General features: G+C 66.9%; 12 protein-coding genes. 9 read left to right on the top strand and 3 right to left on the bottom strand.

Features of this window, described 5'->3' with window-relative positions; all coding sequences use genetic code 11:
- Positions 1-47: 47 nt before the first annotated feature.
- On the top strand, positions 48-1,352 hold the full coding sequence (gene purD / locus EV379_RS00905; protein WP_130504495.1) for a phosphoribosylamine--glycine ligase: 1,305 nt from the start codon (positions 48-50) through the stop codon (positions 1,350-1,352).
- A 166-nt stretch (positions 1,353-1,518) separates the two neighbouring features.
- Here the strand turns inward: purD and EV379_RS00900 are convergent, their stop codons facing one another.
- Positions 1,519-3,453 (bottom strand): glycoside hydrolase family 5 protein, encoded by a 1,935-nt coding sequence (locus EV379_RS00900; protein WP_130504494.1) that lies wholly within the window; start codon positions 3,451-3,453, stop codon positions 1,519-1,521.
- Positions 3,454-3,677: 224 nt separating this feature from the next.
- On the opposite strand from EV379_RS00900, the gene EV379_RS00895 reads away from it, so the two are divergent.
- The 8 genes from EV379_RS00895 (at position 3,678) to EV379_RS00860 (ending at position 13,628) form a co-directional block, all read left to right on the top strand.
- Complete coding sequence (locus EV379_RS00895; RefSeq protein ID WP_130504493.1) at positions 3,678-4,598, top strand: phosphoribosylaminoimidazolesuccinocarboxamide synthase; 921 nt, start codon at positions 3,678-3,680, stop codon at positions 4,596-4,598.
- A 419-nt stretch (positions 4,599-5,017) separates the two neighbouring features.
- On the top strand, positions 5,018-6,358 hold the full coding sequence (locus tag EV379_RS00890) for a sulfatase-like hydrolase/transferase (protein ID WP_207226171.1): 1,341 nt from the start codon (positions 5,018-5,020) through the stop codon (positions 6,356-6,358).
- A 118-nt stretch (positions 6,359-6,476) separates the two neighbouring features.
- On the top strand, positions 6,477-7,451 hold the full coding sequence (gene iolC, locus EV379_RS00885; protein ID WP_130504491.1) for a 5-dehydro-2-deoxygluconokinase: 975 nt from the start codon (positions 6,477-6,479) through the stop codon (positions 7,449-7,451).
- A complete protein-coding gene (locus EV379_RS00880) occupies positions 7,444-8,361 on the top strand; it encodes a class I fructose-bisphosphate aldolase (protein ID WP_207226170.1) in 918 nt (305 codons plus the stop codon). Before iolC ends, EV379_RS00880 begins: the two co-directional genes overlap by 8 nt.
- A gap of 35 nt (positions 8,362-8,396) precedes the next feature.
- Positions 8,397-9,902 (top strand): CoA-acylating methylmalonate-semialdehyde dehydrogenase, encoded by a 1,506-nt coding sequence (locus EV379_RS00875; protein ID WP_130504490.1) that lies wholly within the window; start codon positions 8,397-8,399, stop codon positions 9,900-9,902.
- Positions 9,903-9,916: 14 nt separating this feature from the next.
- On the top strand, positions 9,917-10,837 hold the full coding sequence (iolB, locus tag EV379_RS00870; protein WP_130504489.1) for a 5-deoxy-glucuronate isomerase: 921 nt from the start codon (positions 9,917-9,919) through the stop codon (positions 10,835-10,837).
- Positions 10,834-12,732, top strand: a complete 1,899-nt coding sequence (gene iolD / locus EV379_RS00865) for a 3D-(3,5/4)-trihydroxycyclohexane-1,2-dione acylhydrolase (decyclizing) (RefSeq protein WP_130504488.1) — start codon at positions 10,834-10,836, stop codon at positions 12,730-12,732. The genes iolB and iolD overlap by 4 nt, the downstream gene beginning before the upstream one ends.
- Before the next feature lie 134 nt (positions 12,733-12,866).
- Positions 12,867-13,628: a GntR family transcriptional regulator gene (locus tag EV379_RS00860; protein WP_130504487.1), complete on the top strand. Its 762-nt coding sequence runs from the start codon at positions 12,867-12,869 to the stop codon at positions 13,626-13,628.
- A gap of 76 nt (positions 13,629-13,704) precedes the next feature.
- On the opposite strand, the gene EV379_RS00855 is transcribed toward EV379_RS00860, so the two are convergent.
- Together EV379_RS00855 and EV379_RS00850 are read right to left on the bottom strand one after the other, a co-directional pair.
- The gene (locus EV379_RS00855; protein WP_130504486.1) at positions 13,705-14,592 is read right to left on the bottom strand and encodes a carbohydrate ABC transporter permease; all 888 of its coding nucleotides are present in this window, start codon (positions 14,590-14,592) and stop codon (positions 13,705-13,707) included.
- 3 nt (positions 14,593-14,595) lie between these two features.
- Positions 14,596-15,546 carry a carbohydrate ABC transporter permease gene (locus tag EV379_RS00850; RefSeq protein WP_207226169.1) on the bottom strand — a complete coding sequence of 317 codons (951 nt, stop codon included), beginning with the start codon at positions 15,544-15,546 and terminating at the stop codon, positions 14,596-14,598.
- Between the last annotated feature and the right edge of the window lie 35 nt (positions 15,547-15,581).

The following is a 15,581-nucleotide window of genomic DNA, read 5'->3' as shown; positions in this document are numbered from 1 at the left end:
GACGGGGCGCGCGGGCGGGAGCACGCGGCATCCGGTAGCCTGAACCGGTGAGAATTCTGGTCCTCGGTTCCGGTGCCCGCGAGCACGCCATCATCACCGCCCTCCTTGCAGAGGAGCAGCGTGGCGGCGACGCCCACGAGATCATCTCCGCGCCCGGCAATGCCGGCATCGCGGCGGATGCCGGCGCAGAACGCGCCGGCTCGATCAGCACCGTCGCCCTCGACGCCAACGACCCCGTCGCCGTGGCCGACTACGCGATGGACAACAACGTCCAGCTCGTCGTGATCGGCCCGGAGGCCCCGCTCGTCGCCGGCGTCGCCGACGCGCTCCGCACCCGCGGCATCCCCGTGTTCGGGCCGGCCCAGGCCGCCGCCCAGCTCGAGGGCTCGAAGACCTTCGCCAAGCGCATCATGGACGAGGCCGGCGTCCCCACCGGCCGTGCCGTGCGCGCAGGCAGCCTCGCCGAGGCCACCGCCGCCATCGACGAGTTCGGTGCGCCGTACGTGGTCAAGGCCGACGGCCTCGCCGCGGGCAAGGGCGTGCTCGTGACCGAGTCGCGCGACGCCGCCATCGGCCACGCCAGCCACTGGCTGCAGCACGGCAGCGTGCTGATCGAGGAGTTCCTCGACGGCCAGGAGGTCTCCCTCTTCTTCCTCAGCGACGGCCACAACGTGCTGCCGCTCTCCCCCGCGCAGGACTACAAGCGCCTCGCCGACGGCGACGCCGGCCCCAACACCGGCGGCATGGGCGCCTACTCGCCGCTGCCGTGGCTCGACGCCGAGTTCGGCAGCGAGGCCGCCTTCGTCGACGAGGTGCAGCGAACGATCGCGCTGCCGACCGTGCGCCGGCTCGCGACAGAGCAGACGCCGTTCATCGGCCTGCTCTACTGCGGCCTGATCCTGACCAAGCGCGGCATCCGCGTGATCGAGTTCAACGCCCGCTTCGGTGACCCGGAGACGCAGGTTGTGCTCCCCCGCCTCGTCACCCCGCTCTCCGGCCTGCTCTTCGACGCCGCAACCGGTGCACTCGGCGAGCGCGCGAACCCCGAGTTCTCGGCCGACGCCTGCGTCACCGTTGTGCTCGCCAGCGAGAACTACCCGGAGACGCCGGTGACCGGTCGCCCGATCACCGGGCTGGATGCCGCGGCAGCCGTTGATGGCGTGCACATCGCCCACGCCGCGACCGCCAGCCGCGACGGCGGTCTCGTCTCGACCGGCGGCCGCGTGCTGAACGTCGTCGCGACCGCACCGGACTTCGCCGGGGCTCGCGCCCGCGCCTACGAGGCGCTCGGCAACATCCAGCTCGATGGCGCGCAGTTCCGCAGCGACATCGCCGCCCGCGTCGCGGAGTAGCCCGCCCAGCGACAGATTGATGGCCGGGTCACCGTGTGGTGACCCGGCCATCACTGTTCTCGCTGGGCGGTGCTCCCCCGAGCGATGACCGGGCTCCGCTCCCCCGAGCGAAGCCCGAGCTGCGCTCAGGCGGGGCGGGACGCCGAAGCGCCCAGCCCCGACCCGATCACACCAGCGGCTTGCAGAGCAGCGCGCTCGGCACGCCGCCGTTGTTCCAGCGGTAGGTGTATGCAACGCCGGCGATGTACTCGGTGTTGGCGCACTGCCCCTTGAACTTGCCGGGAGCCCAGTCGCTTGCGGTGGATCCACCGCCGGCCGGGCGGTTGTCGCCCTGGTCGAACCAGAGCGTGCGGCCCTGGCTCGTCGGCAACGGGGTGGTGCTCTGCGAGCAGAGCAGCTTCGACATCGCCCACTTGTTCGTGACTCCAGGGTTGACGCTGAAGCCCGTCGCGATCTGGCCGGCCGGGCACTGCAGCTTGCTGTAGCCGCCCGCCCAGTCGTGCGTCACCGTGGACTCGTTGCTGACCGCCGTGTACGCGGTGCCCGTCGCCGGCTGCGCGTTGTTCGTGCACAGCGCTCGGTTCGAGCTGCGGGAGAGACCGATCAGGCGCTCGGAGTCGGCGCAGTTGCCCTTCCACTTGCCCGAATCCCAGTCCGTGCCCTGCAAGCGCAGCGAGGAGTTGTTGTCTGGCGAGATGCTGCCGCTGCCGAGCATGTTCCAGCGCGGCTCGACGGCGACGGGTCCGCTCTTGCCCGGCGCGGTGACGAGCTTGGACCAGGCCGGGTAGCGCCAGTCATCCGCGATGCTGAACTTGGTGCCGCTCGGCGAGTAGCCGATCAGGGCGAACTTGTCGCTGAACACACCCGCTTCGGTGGCCTGGGTCACCAGCGGCCAGACGGCGAAGTCGGTGTCGTTGGCGACGAACACGTCAATGAGGTTGCCCCACCAGGCGATCTCCTTGGGGTTGTCCTGGCCTGCGCCGGTGGTGCCGAACTCGCTCACCCAGACCGGGGCCGTGTAGTGCTGACCCGCGGTCGTCACGAACAGAGACTCCGCCGTCAGCGCCGCGGCGAGCTCGGTGGCGGTCATGTCGCGGTAGCGCGGGTCGTGCGTCTCGCCGAGGCCGGTTGCGCCGGTGTGGTTCGGGCCCGTGAAGCCGTAGACGTGCGAGGAGTAGACGAGCTTGTCCGGGTAGAGGATCGTGTTCGACGTCGTCGCGACCGGCCGCAGGTTGGGCCGCTCGTGGAAGAAGCCGTCGATCGGGATGCCCTGCCAGTTGATGCCCTCCATCACGATCAGCGTGTTCGGGTTCACCTTCTGGATGGCGACCGCGGCCAGCTGGTACGCCTTGTAGAGGTCGTTGGCGTCGCCCATGCCCCAGTTGGGGTCGTCCGTGATGTCGCGACGCACCTCGTTGCGCAGGTCCATGCCGACCACGCGGGGGTTGTTGACGTAGCGCGCGGCCAGGAACGCCCAGTCGCTGACGAACTTGTCGAGGGTCTGGCTGCTGTGCGGCTTGGAGTTGCCGTCGTTCTCGCCACAGCACCAGCGCGAGGTCGTGCTGTGGTTGTTCAGGATGACGGCGAAGCCGTCGGCGGTGAGCGCGGCGACCACGTTGTCGAAGATCTGCAGCGGCGTCTTGCCCTTCAGCTGCGGGTTCGCCAGCACGGCGGCATCCGGGACCGGCGCCGTCATGCCCAGGAGCTCGTTGGAGAACGGCAGGCGGATGCTGTTGATGCCCACCTGGTGGAAGTCGGCCATGAGCGTGGCCATCGGCACGCGGTCGAGCCCCATCGGGATGTCATAGCTCACCCCGCTGTTGTAGTTGGCTGGATCGCTCTTCGGCTGCGTGCCGTTCCAGTGCCCCTGGGCGCCATCCCAGTTCGCCGACTTCAGCTTGAACCGGTTCCCGTTGGCGTCGACGACGTACCGGCCCCGCGTGCTGAGCGGGGCCGCCCAGGAGGCGGAGAGCTCGGCCCCGGTGAGAACTGGAATCGGTGGCGGCGGGGTGGGGGTGGCTGCATAAACGGGGGTGGCGATCGACACGGCCAAGGCGGCCGTCGTGATCGCGACGATGAGCCGCGTGGTGCGACGTTGCATGCTACGAACCTCTCTGTTCGTCTTTCGCGCACCACCGAGCGTCGAGAGACAACGCCGGTTCGGGTGCCTGACACCGCCATGTTAGGCGTGGATTCGCACAAATGTCAACGTAAACAGTTAGCGTAAACATTGCGGCCAGATGAACGCTGCGTGGCGGCCGGGGCCGAGTCACGGGCGCCACTGCAGCGCCGCGCGCGCGACCGTGGCGCCCGTAGACTGGTGCGGTGACTGCAGAACTCTCCGGCTGGACCCACGTGTACTCGGGCAAGGTGCGCGACCTCTACGTGCCGAGCGCGACGATGACCGACGACGACACCTGGACCGGCGACCCGCTCGCCACCAGCCCGGAGGTGCTCGTCGTGGCCAGCGACCGGGTGAGCGCGTTCGACCACGTCCTCGAGCCCGGCATCCCGGGCAAGGGCGAGCTGCTCACCACCCTCAGCCTCTGGTGGTTCGACCAGCTGCAGGTGCCCAACCACCTCATCGCCGACCACGGACTCGACGGCGCCAGCCGCATCCCGGCCGCCGTCGCCGGGCGCAGCATGCTCGTGCGCACGCTGGACATGTACCCGGTCGAGTGCGTCGTGCGCGGTTACCTCACCGGCAGCGGCTGGAAGGAATACCAGGCATCGCAGACCGTGTGCGGCATCCCGTTGCCAGCCGGCCTGCAGAACGGCGACCGCCTGCCTGAGCCGATCTACACCCCGGCGTGGAAGGCCCCGCTCGGCGAGCACGACGAGAACATCAGCTACGAGCGCACCGTCGAACTGGTCGGCGCGGATGTCGCGGCCGAGCTCCGCGCGCTCTCGCTGCAGATCTTCACCGACGCCTCCGCCATCGCCGAGGCGCACGGCCTGATCCTCGCCGACACCAAGTTCGAGTTCGGCGCCGACCGCGAGACCGGCGTCACCCGGCTCGGCGACGAGGTGCTCACGAGCGACTCCAGCCGCTACTGGGATGCCGCGGCGTACGCCGTCGGCAGCACGCCGGAGGCGCGCATGGCGAGCTTCGACAAGCAGATCGTGCGCGACTGGCTGGCCGCCAACTGGGACCAGCAGGGCACGCCGCCCGAGCTGCCCGCCGAGATCGTCGAGCAGACCGCCGCCCGCTACCGCGAGCTGCTGGGGCGCCTGACCGCGCTGTAGGCCGTCCTCTGCTCGTGGAGCAGCACGGCGACGCCGGCGTTTTCGCCACTCTCTGCACACGCGCGGTTAACCGTGCGGGCGATGCCTTGCTCGCGCGCGGCACCTGACTCCATGCAGTCATCCCCGTGGGTGCCAGGCGCCTATTCGTCGACCCCGGAGAATGTCTCTCTCTGCGCCCGACGGCGGTCTGCCGATGTGCATTAGTCATGATGTGCATTAGTCATATTGACTTGACATAGTTCATCCGACCCATTTGTATGTTCCTTGGCAGGCCTCCCGGCCTACGCAGCTCGCGAGGCACCACGGCACCGATGGACGTTCTGCCCACCGGAACGCAGCGGCGGCTCGTCCCCCTGCATGGCCCGGCTGCATCACGGAATCGCCATCGCGCTCAGGCGCGTGTCATTGAGAGGGTAGTTGTGCACAACACTGACAGAAAAGCCCCGAACGTCGTCGTGATCTATGCGGACGATCTCGGCTATGGCGACATCTCGGCATTCGGAAGCGGCGACATCCGAACACCCCATTTGGATGCGCTGGCCGCTCGCGGGCTCCGACTCACCAATTGGTACTCCAACTCCCCGGTGTGCTCCCCCAGTCGCGCGTCGCTTCTCACGGGAAAGTATCCGACCAGAGCGGGGGTCGAGGAGATTCTCGGCGGCCACCGGGGCATGGCGGGCATGCCGGCACAACAGACCATGGCCGACCACCTGCAGGCGGCCGGATACCGCACGGGGATCTTCGGGAAGTGGCATCTCGGCACCGATGTCGGCTTTCGCCCCGCCGACCGCGGGTTCACCGAGCATTACGGGTTCCTCGCGGGCTGCGTCGACTACTACTCACACATCTTCTACTGGGCCGAGGACCGGAATCCGATTCACGATCTGTGGCAAGACGGACAGCACATTTTCAACAACGGACGGTACCTGACCGAAGTGCTCGCGGAGGAGGCCAGCGCCTTCATCGAACGGTCAGCCGATGCCCCGTTCTTCTGCTACGTCCCGTTCAACGCCCCGCACTATCCCATGCATGCGCCGCGCGAGTATGTCGATCGATTCCCCGAACTACCTGAAGGACGCCGGATCATCGCGGCGATGATCTCGGCGATGGATGACGGCATCGGGCGCATTGTCGACACGCTGCGCACACAAGGAATACTCGACGACACCATCATCTTCTTCAGTTCGGACAACGGCCCGTCCGCGGAATCCAGGAACTGGCTCGACGGCGAGGAAATCTCGTACACGGGTGGCAGCACCGGCGGTCTTCGCGGCCACAAAGGCTCGGTCTTCGAAGGCGGCATTCGCGTTCCGTCACTGCTCTCCTGGCCAAACGGCCTTCCACAGGGAGCAGATTTCACGGACCCTGCGGCCATGATGGACGTCCTTCCAACACTCCTCGACGCCATCAATCCGGACGCCGCGGCGGGAACGCTCGCGGTCGACCACATCGACGGCAAGAGCCTGCTGGCCGCCCTGAGGGGCAGCGAGCAGGCGGAGGAGCCGCGCGAGCTCTTCTGGGAGTACGAAGGTCAGTCGGCGGTGCGCAGCGGCCGGTGGAAGCTGGTCCGCAATCCCAGCGAGCGGCTGGGCGAAGAAACGACACCGGGAGAGAGTCTGTACGACCTTGACACCGACCCGATCGAGTCGCAGGACCTCGGTGACCGGAATCCGGAGGTGCGTGCAGTGCTCGGTGCATCACTCGATGACTGGCTTGCCCAGATGGCGGCCACTCGAGAGCTGACTCCGGATCTCGTTTGAACTGAGCGCCGCCCAGCGCGTTCGGATGCGAGCAACACCTCATATGTCAGGACAAACGCACAAATGTCGTGTAAGGTGAGTCTCACTATCCACTGGGAAGAGAGCGATACAGCGCAGTATGACCGACCTCACCACCGCCACACCCCTCGATCTACTCACCATCGGTCGGGTCGGTGTCGACATCTATCCGCTTCAGGGCGGCGTCGGCCTCGAGGACGTCGAGACATTCGGCAAATTCCTGGGCGGCAGCGCCACCAATGTCGCGATCGCTGCGGCCAAGCATGAGCTGCGCTCCGCCGTCATCACGCGCACCGGAAACGATCCCTTTGGGCGGTTCGTGAGCAAGGAACTGCGCCGCCTCGGAGTGGACGACCGTTTCGTCAGCACCGTCGCCGGTCTGAACACGCCGGTCACCTTCTGCGAGCTGTTCCCACCGGACGACTTCCCGCTCTACTTCTATCGCGACCCCATCGCGCCGGATCTCGTGATCAACTCCGATGAGCTCGACCTCGAGGCCATTCGCTCGGCAAAGATCTTCTGGTCGACGGTCACCGGGCTCTCCCGCGAGCCGAGCCGCTCCGCGCACCACGCCGCGTGGGCCGCGCGCGGTCGCGCACCGCTCACGGTGCTCGATCTGGACTACCGGCCGATGTTCTGGGAGTCGCCGGAGCAGGCCAGCGCCGAGGTCGACAGCGCGCTGGAACTTGTGACTGTCGCCGTCGGAAACCGGGAAGAATGCGAGATCGCGGTCGGGGAAACCGATCCGCACCGCACCGCCGACGCGCTCCTGGAGCGCGGCATCGAACTCGCCATCGTGAAGCGGGGCCCGCGGGGCGTGCTGGCCAAGACCAGAGACGAGACGGTCGAAGTCGAGTCGTTCCCAGTCGAGGTCGTCAACGGGCTTGGAGCCGGCGACAGTTTCGGAGGTGCCCTCTGCCTCGGCTTGCTGAGCGGATGGTCGCTCGAGCGCACACTGCGATTCGCCAACGTCGCCGGCGCGGTCGTCGCGTCGCGCCTGGAGTGTTCGACGGCGATGCCGTCGACCGCCGAGGTCGAAGCCGCGCTGAGCGGAATCGTTGAGGCCCATGTCTGAGCCCGAGCTGAAGACGATCGCCCCACAGCTCTCGGCCGAGGACTTCACGCGCCTCCGCGAGCTGCGGGCGAACGCACCGGAGTCGATCGCCGCGGTCCTCAAATCACGAACCCGACGCCCCCTGCTGACCGGCGACAGGCGGCTCTTCATCATCGCCGCGGACCACCCCGCGCGCGGTGCCCTCGGTGTGCGGGGTGATGCCATGGCGATGAGCAGCCGATACGATCTGCTGCAGCGCCTGGCCACAGCGCTGTCCCGCCCCGGCGTGGACGGAGTCCTGGGAACACCGGACATCCTCGACGATCTGGCCGCACTCGGCTTGCTTGATGGCAAGATCGCCGTCGGTTCGATGAACCGCGGCGGGCTGAGCGGTTCCGCATTCGAGATGGATGACCGCTACACCGGATACGACGTCGACACGATTCTGCGCTCGCGCCTCGACTTCGCGAAGCTCCTCCTGCGCATCAACCTCGCAGACGAGCTCTCCGTGCGCACGATCGAGGCCACGGCTCGGGTCGTCACGCAGGCCGCCGAAGCCCGGCTCCCCGTGATGCTCGAACCGTTCATGAGTGAATGGGTCGACGGTCGCATCCGCAATGATCTGAGCACCGATGCGGTCATCAAGTCGGTCGCCATCGTCGCCGGTCTCGGTGCCAGCTCGGCCTATTCCTGGCTGAAGCTCCCCGTCGTGAACGACATGGAGCGCGTCATGGCCGCGACCACCCTGCCGACGTTGCTGCTCGGCGGCGATCCAGACGGACACCCCGACGCGGTCTACGCCGCGTGGGAGAACGCTCTCGCCCTGCCCGGCGTCCACGGCCTGGTCGTCGGTCGCACCCTGCTCTACCCGTCCGACGGCGATGTCGCCGCTGCCGTGGACACTGCGGCCAGCCTCGTTCATCCCTCCTGAGTCTCATCTCCCGCCTGAAAGAAGTCATCGCAGCCATGTCAGAGTCCGTCACCCCAATCGTTCAGCACTGGATCAACGGCGAGTCGTCGCCGAGCACAAGCGGCAGGATCGCGCCCGTTTTCGATCCGGCGCTCGGCGTGCAGACCACGAGCGTCGTCCTCGCGAACGGTGCGGAGATCGACGCCGCAGTCGCCGCGGCCCGTGCCGCCTTCCCAGCCTGGCGCGACACCTCGCTCGCGAAACGGCAGCAGGTCTTCTTCGCGTTCCGAGAACTCCTGAACGCTCGCAAGGGCGAACTGGCGGAGATCATCACGGCCGAACACGGCAAGGTCGTCTCCGATGCCCTCGGTGAGATCGCCCGCGGACTCGAGGTCGTCGACCTGGCGACCTCGCTGCCCCAGATGCTGAAGGGCGAGTTCTCCGAGAATGTGTCCACCGACGTGGACGTCTACTCCATTCGCCAGCCCCTCGGCGTCGTCGGCATCATCAGCCCGTTCAACTTCCCGGCCATGGTTCCGCTCTGGTTCTTCCCTGTCGCCATCGCGGCGGGGAACACCGTGGTGCTGAAGCCGAGCGAGAAGGACCCGTCGGCCGCCAACTGGCTTGCCGCACTGTTCGCCGAGGCCGGGCTCCCCGTCGGTGTCTTCAACGTGCTCCACGGCGACAAAGTGGCCGTCGACGGCCTGATAGAGCACCCCGATGTGAAGGCGATCTCCTTCGTCGGCTCGACGCCGATCGCCCGCTACATCTATGAGAGCTCCGCACGGGCCGGCAAGCGTGTGCAGGCACTCGGCGGTGCCAAGAACCACATGCTGGTACTGGCGGATGCCGACCTTGACGCCACGGCGGATGCCGCGATCAACGCCGGCTTCGGATCGGCCGGCGAGCGCTGCATGGCGATCAGTGTCATCGTCGCCGTCGACGCCATCGCCGACGAACTGATCGAGAAGATCGTCTCCAGGGCGGTGCCCCTCACGGTGGGCGATGGTCGTCGCTCGTGCGACATGGGGCCGCTGGTGACCCGGCAGCACCGGGACAAGGTCGCCTCGTACATCGAGATCGCCGAGAACGACGGGGCCACCGTCGTGCTCGACGGCCGCACGGTGCAGCCGGATGGCGCTGCCGAGGGCTTCTGGCTCGGCCCGACGCTGATCGACAATGTGAGCACCTCCTCAAAGGTGTACATCGACGAGATCTTCGGCCCGATCCTCGCGGTCGTGCGGGTCAAGAACTACGCAGAGGGTGTCGAACTCATCAACTCGAGCGCCTACGGGAACGGAACGGCGATCTTCACCGCCGACGGCCGTGCCGCACGCCGATTCCAGAACGAGGTCGAGGTCGGCATGGTCGGCATCAATGTGCCGATCCCCGTCCCCGTCGCCTACTACTCCTTCGGCGGCTGGAAGGACTCCCTGTTCGGCGACAGCAAGGCATACGGTCGTCACGGCTTCGACTTCTTCACGCGTGAGAAGGCTGTCACCAGCCGCTGGCCGCACGCCGGGTCCGGCGGAATCGACCTCGGCTTCCCGCAGACGACGTAGGCGGCGAGGCACTCATGCACCGCAGCAACGAATGGTTCTTCCCCCGCGGTTCCCTGGCACATGCCGGATGGGAGGGAGTGGTCGACGATCGGATCGCCGGCTGGGAGCACACCGGCATCCGAATCGGCGTACTCGAACACGGCCGCACGCTCGAGCTCGGGGCCGGCGACGTCGAACGAATCTTCATCCCGCTCTCCGGCTCGTTTCGGATCGATGCTCTGGAGCACGGTGGCGCCCAGCTTGGCATTGATCTCCGAGGTCGCGCCACGGTGTTCGACGGCCCAACGGACGTGTTCTATCTCGGTGCCGGATCCTCGGCCACCGTGCGGGGCGCCGGCCGGATCGCGGTCGCAGAAGCGCCAACCGGCATCCGACTGCCGTCGCAGCACATCGACCGCGATGCGGTCCCTGTCGAGCTGCGCGGGGCGGGACGCTCGAGCCGCCAGGTGCACAACTTCGGCACCCCGCAGGCTCTCAGCGCGGCGAAGCTCATCGTGTGCGAGGTGATCACCCCGGCCGAGAATTGGTCGTCGTATCCCGCGCACAAGCACGACGAGCACGTCGAAGGCCACGAGTCGCGCCTGGAGGAGATCTACTACTTCGAGGCGGCCGTGACCCGCGGGGCTGAGGCGCCGGAATCCGCCGACCCGTTCGGCTTGTTCAGCACGTACAGCTCGGCGGCGGGAACGATCGACACCAACGGGATCGTGCGCACAGGTGACGTCGCGCTCGTGCCGTTCGGCTACCACGGTCCCGCGGTCGCCGCCCCCGGATACGATTTGTACTACCTCAACGTGATGGCCGGCCCAGACCCCGAGCGCGTGTGGAACATCACCGATGACCCGGCACACGCGTGGATTCGCGACAGCTGGAACGGTCAGGAATTCGACCCCCGGCTCCCCTACACCCCTCTGTCGAAAGGACACCGTCGATGACGACGCGCAGAATGACTGTTGGCCAGGCCCTCGTGGAGTTCCTCGCCCACCAGTGGACCGTCGACGGAGACGTGCGTGAGCGCACGATTCCCGGCATGTTCGGAATCTTCGGGCATGGCAACGTCGCCGGTGTCGGCCAGGCCCTCAAGCAGGCATCGATCGACGATCCGCTGCTGATGCCGTACTACCAGGCGCGCAACGAGCAGGCCATGGTGCACGAGTCGGTCGGTTTCGCCCGCATGCACCGCCGCCGCGCCACATTCGCCTGTACCGCGTCGGTCGGGCCGGGCGCAACGAACATGCTCACAGGCGCGGCCTTGGCCACCACCAACCGCCTGCCCGTGCTGCTTCTGCCCTCCGACACCTTCGCCACCCGCGTGAGCGATCCCGTGTTGCAGCAGTTGGAGCTGCCGCACGACGGCAGCATGTCGGTCAACGACGCGTTCAAGCCGCTCTCGCGCTTCTTCGATCGGGTGAACCGCCCCGAGCAGCTGTACTCCGCGGCGCTCTCGGCAATGCGCGTGCTCACAGACCCCGTCGAAACCGGCGCGGTCACGCTCTCCCTCCCCGAAGACGTGCAGGCGGAAGCCATCGACGTGCCGCTCGAGTTCCTCGCCGACCGGGAGTGGCACGTTCGCCGGCCCACCCCGGAACGGGCTGTGCTCGCGCGTGCCGCCGAGGCTATCCGACGGGCCCGGCGTCCCGTCATCGTTGCGGGCGGCGGCGTCCTGTACTCGGATGCCGCAGCCGCACTGGCCCGCTTCGTCGACCAGACGGGCATCGCCGTCGGCACCTCCCAAGCCGGTGTCGGCTCCCTGACGTGGGACCACGCGCTCTCGCTCGGCGCGGTCGGCTCGACCGGGACGACGGTCGCGAACGATTTTGCGGCAGGCGCCGACCTCGTGATCGGAATCGGCACCCGCTACAGCGACTTCACCACCGCCTCGCGCAGCGCCTTCCAGAACCCCGACGTGACATTCCTCAACATCAACATCGCGTCTTTCGACGCCGTCAAGCACGGTGCAGCCATCTCGGTGGTGGCCGACGCGAGGGAAGCGCTGGACGCCTTGGCGACCGCCGTCGGTGACTACCGCACATCGGCGGACTATCGAGCCAGAGTCGCCCGCGGCAAGGACGAGTGGAACGCCATCGTCGATGAAGCCTTCCGCCCGAGCGGACGCCCTCTGCCCGCCCAGGCCGAGATCATCGGCGCCGTCAATGAGGCTTCAGACCCCCGCGACGTCGTCGTCTGCGCGGCCGGCTCCCTCCCTGGTGACCTCCACAAGCTCTGGCGCGTGCGGGATGACCTGGGCTACCACGTCGAGTACGCCTTCTCCTGCATGGGTTACGAAATCGCCGGCGGAATCGGCGTGCGCCGGGGAGCACCTGACCGCGATGTCATCGTCATGGTCGGTGACGGCTCCTATCTGATGATGCACACCGAGCTCGTGACGGCGGTGGCCGAGCAGATCAAGCTGATCGTCGTCCTCATCCAGAACCACGGCTTCGCCTCGATCGGGGCGCTGAGCGACACGGTCGGCTCGCAACGCTATGGGACGAAGTACCGCTTCCGCGACGACGAGCGCAACAGCGCAGAGCAGGGCGAACCGCTGCCCGTCGACCTCGCGCTGAATGCCGAGAGCCTCGGCGTCAACGTCATCAGGGTGGAGCCGTCGCCTGACGTCATCGCAGAGCTCACGGCGGCCGTCACCGCGGCGAAGGCCGGCGACGGCCCGACGCTCATTCACGTCAACAGCGACCCGCTGCTCTTCGCGCCGTCGGGCAATGGCTGGTGGGATGTGCCGATCGCCGAGGTGTCGACCATGGAGTCGACGCAGCGCGCCCGGGCCGCGTACGAGCAGCAGCGCGCCGGACAGCGTCCGCTGCTCGGCTAGCCCCGGAACGTCAACAGCCACGACCCTCGATCCCCCGGATCGGGGGTCGCGGCTCTCGCCGTTTAACGGTACCCAAGTGCTAATGTAAACACATATCGCGGGGACGCCTCGGTCGAGCAAATAGGAGTGGCGCAATGGGCAACAGCGAACAAACTCTTCCGCCAGAGCTTTTCATGGACATCGATCGCGCCGGGCCGATCCCGTTGTACTACCAGGTCGCGACCCGGATCGAGGACGCCATTCGAAGCGGCGTCCTTCCCGCCGGTTCGCGGCTCGAGAACGAGGTTGCCCTCGGCGAGCGCCTCGGGCTGTCCCGTCCCACGATTCGACGGGCAATCCAAGACGTGGTCGACAAAGGCCTTCTCGTGCGTCGACGGGGCATCGGCACCCAGGTGGTCCATGGCGAGGTGGCCCGCCAGGTCGAGCTGACCAGCCTGCATGAGGATCTGGCGCGCTCCGGCCACCAGCCATCGACGACGCTGCTGCTCTCCGAAGTCATCCCGGCCGACGAGACGATGGCCGAGCACCTCTCCCTCCCCGAAGGCTCGCCGCTCCTGCACCTCCGTCGCCTGCGCAGCTCTGACGACACCCCCCTCGCCGTGCTCGAGAACTATCTGCCCAGTGACTTCACCGACCTCAGCACGAGCGCGCTGACCGAGTACGGGCTGTACCAGGTGCTGCGCTCCCGCGGCACGACGATGCGGGTGGCCCGTGAGCGCATCGGAGCGCGCACGGCGACGGATGAAGAGAGCACACTCCTGGACATCGCCGCGGCTGGGCCGGTGCTCACCATGGAACGCACCGCCTACGACAACTCCGGCCGCGCCGTTGAGTACGGCCAGCATTGCTACCGCCCCGACCTTTACTCGTTCGAGGTGACGTTGGTCGATCGCTAGCCGACCCACCGGCTGGTCACACGAATGGCGGGACTCGCAGTGCGAGTCCCGCCATTTCGATACTGTCTTCGGCGGCCTAGCCCTTGACTGCGCCGGAGAGCGACGCCTTGAAGAGGTACTTCCGCACGAGCAGGTACAGCACGGTGGGCGGCACCATGTAGATCATGGCGGTTGCCGTGAGCACTCCCCAGTTGACCTGGTTGAACTCGGAGAAGGCGTAGAACAGACCGATCGACAGCGGGTACAGCTCCGGGGATTGCAACAGCACGAGCGGCGTGAGGAAGTCGCCCCAGGCACCCATGAAGGCGAACATCGCTGCAGCGCCGAGGGTCGGCCCGACCAGCGGGAAAACGATGATGCGGAAGGCGCGGAAGCGGGTGCCGCCGTCGACCCATGCGGCTTCTTCCAGCTCGATAGGGATCGAGTCGACGGCAATCTTCATCTGCCACAGCGTGAGCGGCAGCAGCGCAGCAGCCTCGACCAGGACGAGGCCGAACAGCGAGTCGTTGAGTCCGAGGTTCACCACGATCAGGTAGAGCGGAACGATCGTCGCTGTCGGCGGCACCACCCTGATCAGCAGGATGAAGAACATGAACGAACGGCGGAACGGGAAGCGGAAGCGCGAGAGCGCGTAGCCGCCAAGCGTGCCGAGCAGAATCGTGAGGGCCGTGGCCCCCACGGCGATGATGAGACTGTTGCCGAGCAGCTGAAGCGTCTGCGCCTCTGTGAAGAGTTCAACGTAGTGCTGCAGTGTGAACTCCGGCCAGGCGAGGGTGCTCGATGCGTTCTCGTCGACCGAGGCGAACACGAGCCAGGCGAAGGGGATGAGGCAGAACAACCCCATGATGACGACGAGCACGTAGATCAGCACCCGGTTGATGCGCGCGGCTGGTGTCAGCGGGCGCTTGGAGAGGCGAACGGGGTGATTCGGCGCTACGAGCGCCCTGGTGGCTGTGTCGGACATCGCTCAAACCTCAATCTTGGCGAAACGAACGTAGGTGAGACCGAAGATCAGCACGAGGATGAGCAGGATCACGGACGCTGCACTTCCCAGGCCGATCTGCGAGAACTGGAAGGCCCGGTCGTAGATGTACAGGGCGACGAGCTGCGTGTCATCGCCGGGTCCTCCCTGAGTCAGGAAGTAGACCAAGCCGAAGATTCCTGCGGTGGTGATCGTCGTCAAGAGCAGGAATAGGAAGATCGGCTGGCGCACGAGCGGCAGCGTCACGTGTCGGAAGACCTGCCACGCGGAGGCGCCGTCGATGTGGGCGGCCTCGATGAGCTCCTGCGGAACGTCTTCGATCGCGGCCTGGAACATGATCATCGCAAAGGCGATGCCACGCCAGATGTTCACAAGGATGATGCTGAACAGCGCCATCGTCTGCAGCCAGTCGACCGCGCCGATCCCGAACACACCGATGATCTGGTTCACGGTGCCGCGCGGCCCCGAGTAGAGCATGCTCGCCCAGGCGAGCGACGCCACGACCTCCGGCACGACCATGGGCAGGAGCACGGCGGCGCCGAACAGCCCTTTGCCGCGCAGCCACGTCTTGTGCAGCCAGAGCGCAGCGAGCATGCCCAAGACCGTCTGCCCGATGATCGCGGAGAGCAGGATGAAGATTCCTGTTCGTCCCAGCGAAGAGAGGAACTCGTCGTTGGTCAGCAGATAGGTGAAGTTGTCGAGGCCGACGAACTTGGGGTTGCGCGCGTCAAAACCCAAGAGTGTGGTGTTCGTGAAGCTCAGGTAGAAGGCGTAGACGACCGGCGCGAGGACGAACATCCCGATGAGGAGCACCGAGGGGCTCAGCATCGAGACCAACGCGAGCCGCTCGTTGCGCACGCGACGCGACATCCGCCGACGGGGAGCTGGAGCTGGAGCTGCGCTCAGCTCCGTCTTAGTAAGGATCAGGTTCGTCATCGCATCTACTTCATTCCTTCGACATGGCAGCTAAA

It is taken from the genome of Microterricola gilva, from assembly GCF_004217495.1.
Classification (GTDB): domain Bacteria; phylum Actinomycetota; class Actinomycetes; order Actinomycetales; family Microbacteriaceae; genus Microterricola; species Microterricola gilva.
This window is presented reverse-complemented; position numbering and strand designations above follow the sequence as displayed.